This window comes from Bradyrhizobium sp. (genome assembly GCF_049512235.1).
In the GTDB taxonomy this organism is placed as follows: domain Bacteria; phylum Pseudomonadota; class Alphaproteobacteria; order Rhizobiales; family Xanthobacteraceae; genus Bradyrhizobium.
This window is the reverse complement of record NZ_JBEKXH010000351.1, coordinates 1-6,740: the sequence shown is the minus strand read 5'-3', so window position 1 is coordinate 6,740 and position 6,740 is coordinate 1. Positions and strand designations below refer to the sequence as shown.

The following is a 6,740-nucleotide window of genomic DNA, read 5'->3' as shown; positions in this document are numbered from 1 at the left end:
AAGCTGGTGTCAAGTCTTCGGAGGTTTCGTTCGGCTCAACCGGGTCGGACAAAACCGTTAATTCGAAGGCAACGGTGGCAAGAGAGCTATCTCGCCGGGGAGAGCGCGTCATAAACCGTAAAGCCATTGTGTGGGGAATGCCGGATGATCCGGTGCCTCGCTGTTACTCGTGTGCGTCGGCCGTTTTCTTGCACGCGAGGCCGCGGGTGCCTCTGGGCATCGCGGCATTCCCCGCGCCCTCTATATTTTCTGAGGGCGAGACGTTCTTGCAAAAGCCTGGGCGCGTGCGCGCCGCGGGGCGTTTAGTCTCGTGTGGATTTCGTCATGCCCGGCCATGACGAAAAATGAAATCATTCGCGTGGCTGTTTGACATTTGAATCGAAAATCCTTGCGGCGGGCCGTCGCCCGCCGCGGCTCCGGGGCCGGCTGGGAACGCTGTCGTCGCCGAACGCGCCTGACTTCTTTCCCTGTAAATCGCCTGTTTTGACAGGGGCAGCAAAACCGTCATCGCCCGGCTTGACCGGGCGACCCAGTATTCCAGAGATCGATCGATCTGACCGTGCCGCCAGCGGCATTCTCCCAAAGCTTCAGCGATTCCGCCGCTCCGCCGCGGCGTACTGGATCACCCGGTCAAGCCGGGTGACGACATCGGAGGTTGGCGCAGCATTCCTGGCCCCGTTCCTCAACCCTTCGGGTTCTTCGGGTTCCCGCCGCCTTGACCTTTGCCCTCTGGCGCAGTACATAGCCGCACCTGCTGCCGGCCCGCTTGATGCGGATATCCGGCGCGGCTTTGAATTCCCCCGGAAAACTTTCGAGCCCGTTTGCCGGCTCATCCTTCGGAAGAGGGCTGGGCGCGAAAGGGCTGTTCGGATTCCCTTAAACCCAAAAATCGTCCCGAGGACGCGGATCACATCAAGGATGGCTTTCAGCCCGTTCAAATTCCTCCAGGAAGTGCGCTCGGAGACCGCCAAGGTCACCTGGCCGAGCCGGCGCGAGACCACGATCACCACCATCATGGTGTTCGTGATGGTGGCGCTGGCCTCGATCTTCTTTTTCGCCTCGGATCAGATCATCCGCTATGTCGTCACTTTCCTGCTCGGTATCCACTGATGGCAAGCACTGCAGCCCAAACCGCCGACAAGCGCTGGTATATCGTCCACGCTTATTCGAACTTCGAAAAGAAGGTCGCCGAATCGATCCGCGAGCAATCGAAGCAGCGCGGGCTTGAAGAACTGTTCGAGCAGGTGCTGGTGCCGACCGAAAAGGTCACCGAAATCCGCCGCGGCCGCAAGGTCGACGCCGAGCGCAAGTTCTTCCCGGGCTATGTGCTGGTCAAGATGACGTTGACGGATGAGGCTTTCCATCTCATCAAAAATACCCCGAAGGTCACGGGCTTCCTCGGCGCCGAAAACAAGCCGATGCCGATCTCGGAGGCCGAAGCCATGCGGATCCTGCATCAGGTGCAGGAAGGCGTGGAACGCCCGAAGGCGTCGGTGTCGTTCGAGATCGGCGAGAATGTGCGGGTGGCCGATGGCCCGTTCGCTTCGTTCTCCGGCGTGATCGAGGAAATCGACGAGGCCCGTTCGCGGGTCAAGGTCGCGGTGTCGATCTTCGGCCGCGCCACGCCGGTGGAACTGGAATTTGCTCAGGTCGAAAAGGTCTGATCTGAGGAAGAGCCGTGGAAGGGGACTGACGGTCGCCAGCCGTCATGCGAACCGCACCACGGTCCTGTGAAGTTTTCGGAATGGTCCGAAGACAACATGAGGAGTGAGATATGGCAAAGAAGGTGACCGGATACCTGAAATTGCAGGTGCCGGCCGGCGCGGCGAATCCTTCGCCCCCGATCGGCCCCGCGCTTGGTCAGCGCGGCCTCAACATCATGGAATTCTGCAAGGCGTTCAACGCGCAGACGCAGAAGGAAGAGAAAAATACCCCGATTCCGGTGGTGATCACGATCTATGGCGATCGTTCCTTCACCTTCGAGATGAAGACGCCCCCGATGTCGTTCTTCCTCAAGCAGGCCGCCAAAATCCAGTCCGGGTCGAAAGCCCCGGGCCGCGACAAGGCTGGCTCGGTGACCAAAGCGCAGGTGCGCGACATCGCCGAGAAGAAGATGAAGGACTTGAATTGCGATACCGTCGAAGCGGCCATGAAGATGGTCGAGGGCTCCGCCCGTTCGATGGGCCTTGAAGTTGCGGGGTAACGGATCATGGCAATCGGAAAACGTTTGAAGAAGGCTCGCGAAGGCGTTGATCGGGAAAAGCTTTATCCACTCGCCGACGCCATCAGGATGGTCAAGGAGCGCGCCACCTCGAAGTTCGACGAGACCATCGAGGTCGCGATCAATCTCGGCGTCGACCCGCGTCATGCCGACCAGATGGTGCGCGGCGTGGTGACGCTGCCGAACGGCACCGGCCGCACCTTGAGGGTCGGCGTGTTCGCCCGCGGCGCCAAGGCCGAAGAGGCCAAGGCGGCCGGCGCCGATGTTGTCGGCGCCGAGGATCTGGTGGAGAGGGTCCAAGGCGGCCAGATTGATTTCGACCGCTGTATCGCCACCCCCGACATGATGCCGCTGGTCGGCCGGCTCGGCAAAGTGCTGGGTCCGCGCGGGATGATGCCGAACCCGAAGATCGGCACCGTCACCATGGACGTCACCAGCGCGGTCAAGGGCGCCAAGGGCGGTTCGGTCGAATTCCGGGTCGAGAAGGCGGGTATCGTGCAGGCCGGCGTCGGCAAGGCGTCATTCCCGGCCGAGAAGCTCGTGCAAAACATCAAGACGCTGGCCGATGCGGTCGCCAAGGCAAAACCGTCGGGCGCCAAGGGCACCTACATCCAGCGCGTGGCGGTTTCCTCCACCATGGGCCCGGGCGTCAAGGTCGAGCCGGGAACCCTGCTCGGTTAGGGCCGAGCGCGCTACCCAAATGCGCTCAGGGGCGGAATCGGGCAACCGATTGCGCCCCTCGTCTTTGACATCGGGAAACCTGGTTATGCCGCTTAAAGTGTTGGTTTATTCACGGTTCCCCAAGGCCATGATGGCGCCCATTGGCGAACGATTCGAGCTGATGGAAACCGTGGGTCAGCCACCCCATGAAGTGTTTACGCCCGAGCAACTGTCCGGCGTCCGCGCGATGATCACGGCCGGCGGAACGCCGCTCGGCGGGCCCATGATGGACCGGATGCCGAAGCTCGGCGCCATCGTCTGTTATGGCACCGGCTATGACGGGGTCGATCTGGCCGCGGCCGCGCAGCGCGGCATCGCGGTCGGCCACAGCCCGGGGGCGAATGCCGCAGGCGTTGCCGATCTCGCGGTCACCCTGATGCTGGCGGTGACGCGGCGCCTGCTGCCGGCGGACGGCTATGTGCGGAGCGGAGACTGGGCGTCGGCAAAAGCCTCGCCGCTGCTGCGCCCGCAAGCCGGCAATCCCGGCCGCCGCGTCGGTATCTACGGCATGGGCGAGATCGGCCGCAAGATCGCCAGCCGCCTCAAGGCCTTCGAATGCGAAGTGGGCTATTTCAGCCGCAGCCGGCACGACGTGCCCTACCCATACCTGCCCAGCCTGAAAGCGCTGGCGGAATGGTGCAGCGTGCTGATGATCGCGGTTCGCGCCGGTGCCGATACCCGTCACGCCGTCGATGCCGGAATCCTGCAAAGCCTCGGCAAGGAGGGTTTTGTCATCAACATCTCCCGCGGCTCGGTGATCGACCAGCAGGCGCTGGTCACAGCCCTTGCCGACCAGACCATCGCCGGTGCCGGCCTTGACGTGTACGAAAAGGAGCCGCAGGCGCCGGACAAGCTGACCGCGTTTGCCAATGTCGTGCTGACCCCGCATGTCGGCGGCCACACCCTCGAATCGCACCTCGCCATGCAGGACTGTGTGATCGCCAATCTCGAGGCGTTTTTCGCGGGCAAACCGCTGCCTTTTGCGGTTCGGGCGGCTGATCAGGCCATTTCGGCCTGAAAACGGTGACGGGCCCGATTAACGCTATTTTGGCCTTGGCAAGCCGGACAAGACTCGCTAAAGAGCCGGCATCCGGACGTGCTGGCCGTTGCTGGCACGTTCGTGCTCGCATTCCATACACCGGCTACGATGGAGATCATTCCTTTCAGGACATCCGCAAGGGTCGCTCGAAAGGAAGCAAAGCTGTTGTTTCCAGGGGGTGTGGGCGGGGGTCGTTCGGCGTGCCGAAGGGCCTCGATCCTGTCCGAGACTGCAGGCGCCGGCGGCGAAGCCTAAAAGGTTTCCTCAATGGCTTAATTGATTGCCGGCATAGACGGGTGAAGACCGGATTTCGCTGAGCGTCGCCCAGATCGCGACGGGCAGCGGTTATGGTTCGAACCTCGACACCCCTTGCCCCCCTGGGCATGGGAGGGCAGGCTTTTCATATGTCGTTCTGCCCGGCGCCTCCTAAAGGACTTAGATGTCTCGAGGTCAGGTTCAGGCAGGACGATGGGTTTAACCCGGCGGTCCTGCCGTTAAGGCAAAGACCGCCAACCGGAGAGAGCTTGCTGTGGAAAGAGCGGCAAAAAAAGACGCGGTTGAGGCGCTGAACGGGCTTTTCAAGACCACCAGCGTCGCGGTCGTGGCCCATTATTCCGGCCTCACCGTGGCCCAGATGCAGAAACTGCGCACGCAGATGAAGCTGGCGGGCGCGTCGGTGAAGGTCTCGAAGAACCGCCTCACCAAAATTGCTCTTGAAGGCACTGACGTCGTTGCCATCGGTGCCCTGCTGAAGGGGCCGACCGTGATCGCGACTTCAAACGATCCGGTGGCGGCGCCGAAGGTTGCGATCGAATTCGCCAAGACCAACGAGAAGTTCGTGATTCTCGGCGGATCGATGGGTAAAACCGTCCTGAATGTCGATGGCGTGAAGGCCCTTGCGGCCCTGCCGTCGCTCGATGAGTTGCGCGGCAAGATCGTCGGCCTTTTGGTGGCGCCGGCGACCAAGATCGCCCAGCTCACCACTGCGCCCGCGGCCAAGCTGGCGCGCGTGATTCAGGCCTATGCCTCGAAGAGCGAAGCGGCCTGACGCCCTTCGCCAACATCAAACCTGGTTCGAACCGATACGTTTAAGGAAACAGATCAATGGCTGACTTACAGAAGATTGTTGACGACCTCTCGAGCCTGACCGTGCTCGAAGCTGCCGAACTTGCCAAGCTGCTCGAAGAAAAGTGGGGCGTGTCCGCCGCGGCTGCCGTGGCGGTCGCAGGTCCCGCCGGTGGCGGCGCGGCCGCGGCCCCGGTTGAAGAGAAGACGGAGTTTACCGTCGTGCTCGCCGCCATCGGCGAGAAGAAGATCGAAGTCATCAAGGAAGTCCGCGCCATTACCGGCCTCGGCCTCAAGGAAGCCAAGGACCTCGTCGAGGGTGCGCCCAAGCCGGTCAAGGAAGGCGTGAACAAGGACGAAGCCGAGAAGGTCAAAGCCCAGCTCGAGAAGGCCGGCGCAAAAGTCGAGCTGAAATAAGCGGCTGTAACGACAATGTGTGGGGATTGGCGGGGTTGACCCTCGAATCTCCGCGATTGCCGTCCCATATAGGGGCGGCAGCACGAAAACACGGCTTGGCGGCGGGAACGGTGACGTTTCTGCGTAAGCCGCTGGGAGATAGGCAATTTCGGGCTTTTGCAGTCCGTGAATAACATGGTTGGGACGGGCGGGTGCGGTCAAGCGCCCGCGCGTCGTTTTGCGTTTTGAAGGTCTGGTGTTTGGATTCAGGGCTTAAAATCCTGAAATCAGGCCACGGCCAGAAAACGAATCGAAATTCAACCCGGGGGCGATGCCAATCGCGCTCCGGAAGGTTCGCCTCTGGACGGGCGACGAAATGAGAGGCCACGATGGCGCAGCAGACATTCACCGGTCGCAAACGCGTTCGCAAGTTCTTCGGACACATCAAGGAAGTCGCAGAGATGCCGAACCTGATCGAGGTTCAGAAGGCGTCCTACGACCAGTTTCTGATGGTCGACGAGCCCCCGGGCGGGCGGCTGGACGAGGGTTTGCAGGCGGTGTTCCGGTCGGTGTTTCCGATCTCGGATTTCTCCGGCACCTCGATGCTGGAATTCGTCCGCTACGAGTTCGAGCCGCCGAAATATGACGTCGACGAGTGCCGCCAGCGTGGCATGACCTATGCCGCGCCGCTGAAGGTGACGCTGCGCCTGATCGTGTTCGATATCGACGAAGAGACCGGCGCCAAGTCGGTCAAGGACATCAAGGAGCAGGACGTCTACATGGGCGATATCCCGCTCATGACCATGAACGGCACCTTCGTCGTCAACGGCACCGAGCGCGTCATCGTCTCGCAGATGCATCGCTCGCCCGGCGTGTTCTTCGATCACGACAAGGGCAAGACCCATTCCTCGGGCAAGCTGTTGTTTGCCGCCCGTATCATCCCGTATCGCGGCTCTTGGCTCGACATCGAATTCGACGCCAAGGACATCGTCTATGCCCGTATCGACCGCCGCCGCAAAATCCCGGTGACGTCGCTGCTCTATGCGCTCGGCATGAACGGCGAAGAGATCCTCAACACCTTTTACAAGCAGGTGCCCTACAAACGCACCAAGGACGGCTGGCGCGTGCCGTTCGATGCCAACCGGCTGCGCGGCTACAAGGCGATCAACGATCTCGTCGATGCCGATACCGGCAAAGTCGTGCTCGAAGCCGGCAAGAAGCTCACCGTGCGCCAGGCGCGCCAGCTCGCCGAGAAGGGGCTCAAGGCGCTCCGCCTGTCGGATGAGGAATTGGTCGGCC

Annotated in this window: 7 protein-coding genes and 1 pseudogene; all 8 read left to right on the top strand. The window is 61.8% G+C overall.

The features are described 5' to 3' along the window. The first annotated feature begins 918 nt into the window (after nucleotides 1-918). Nucleotides 919-1,110 (top strand): preprotein translocase subunit SecE, encoded by a 192-nt coding sequence (gene secE / locus ABSG20_RS25875; protein ID WP_423867330.1) that lies wholly within the window; start codon nucleotides 919-921, stop codon nucleotides 1,108-1,110. After that, nucleotides 1,110-1,664 (top strand): transcription termination/antitermination protein NusG, encoded by a 555-nt coding sequence (gene nusG, locus ABSG20_RS25870; protein WP_423867329.1) that lies wholly within the window; start codon nucleotides 1,110-1,112, stop codon nucleotides 1,662-1,664. Before secE ends, nusG begins: the two co-directional genes overlap by 1 nt. Nucleotides 1,665-1,774: 110 nt before the next feature. Then, complete coding sequence (rplK, locus tag ABSG20_RS25865) at nucleotides 1,775-2,203, top strand: 50S ribosomal protein L11 (protein ID WP_423867328.1); 429 nt, start codon at nucleotides 1,775-1,777, stop codon at nucleotides 2,201-2,203. Nucleotides 2,204-2,209: 6 nt separating this feature from the next. Then, entirely contained in the window at nucleotides 2,210-2,902 is a 693-nt protein-coding gene (rplA, locus tag ABSG20_RS25860; protein WP_423867327.1) for a 50S ribosomal protein L1, read from the top strand. An 85-nt stretch (nucleotides 2,903-2,987) separates the two neighbouring features. Beyond that, nucleotides 2,988-3,959: a 2-hydroxyacid dehydrogenase gene (locus ABSG20_RS25855; RefSeq protein WP_423867326.1), complete on the top strand. Its 972-nt coding sequence runs from the start codon at nucleotides 2,988-2,990 to the stop codon at nucleotides 3,957-3,959. A gap of 550 nt (nucleotides 3,960-4,509) precedes the next feature. Next, the gene (gene rplJ / locus ABSG20_RS25850; RefSeq protein WP_423867325.1) at nucleotides 4,510-5,028 is read left to right on the top strand and encodes a 50S ribosomal protein L10; all 519 of its coding nucleotides are present in this window, start codon (nucleotides 4,510-4,512) and stop codon (nucleotides 5,026-5,028) included. A gap of 56 nt (nucleotides 5,029-5,084) precedes the next feature. Beyond that, nucleotides 5,085-5,462, top strand: coding sequence for a 50S ribosomal protein L7/L12 (gene rplL, locus ABSG20_RS25845; protein ID WP_423867324.1), 378 nt, complete (start codon nucleotides 5,085-5,087; stop codon nucleotides 5,460-5,462). A 368-nt stretch (nucleotides 5,463-5,830) separates the two neighbouring features. Continuing rightward, a pseudogene (locus ABSG20_RS25840) lies at nucleotides 5,831-6,740 on the top strand (DNA-directed RNA polymerase subunit beta); the annotation flags it as partial.

Excerpts from the sequence above, each read along its gene's own strand:
- secE (WP_423867330.1), top strand. The coding sequence starts at position 919 with ATGGCTTTCAGCCCGTTCAAATTCCTCCAGGAAGTGCGCTCGGAGACC.
- nusG (WP_423867329.1), top strand. The coding sequence starts at position 1,110 with ATGGCAAGCACTGCAGCCCAAACCGCCGACAAGCGCTGGTATATCGTC.
- rplK (WP_423867328.1), top strand. The coding sequence starts at position 1,775 with ATGGCAAAGAAGGTGACCGGATACCTGAAATTGCAGGTGCCGGCCGGC.
- rplA (WP_423867327.1), top strand. The coding sequence starts at position 2,210 with ATGGCAATCGGAAAACGTTTGAAGAAGGCTCGCGAAGGCGTTGATCGG.
- ABSG20_RS25855 (WP_423867326.1), top strand. The coding sequence starts at position 2,988 with ATGCCGCTTAAAGTGTTGGTTTATTCACGGTTCCCCAAGGCCATGATG.
- rplL (WP_423867324.1), top strand. The coding sequence starts at position 5,085 with ATGGCTGACTTACAGAAGATTGTTGACGACCTCTCGAGCCTGACCGTG.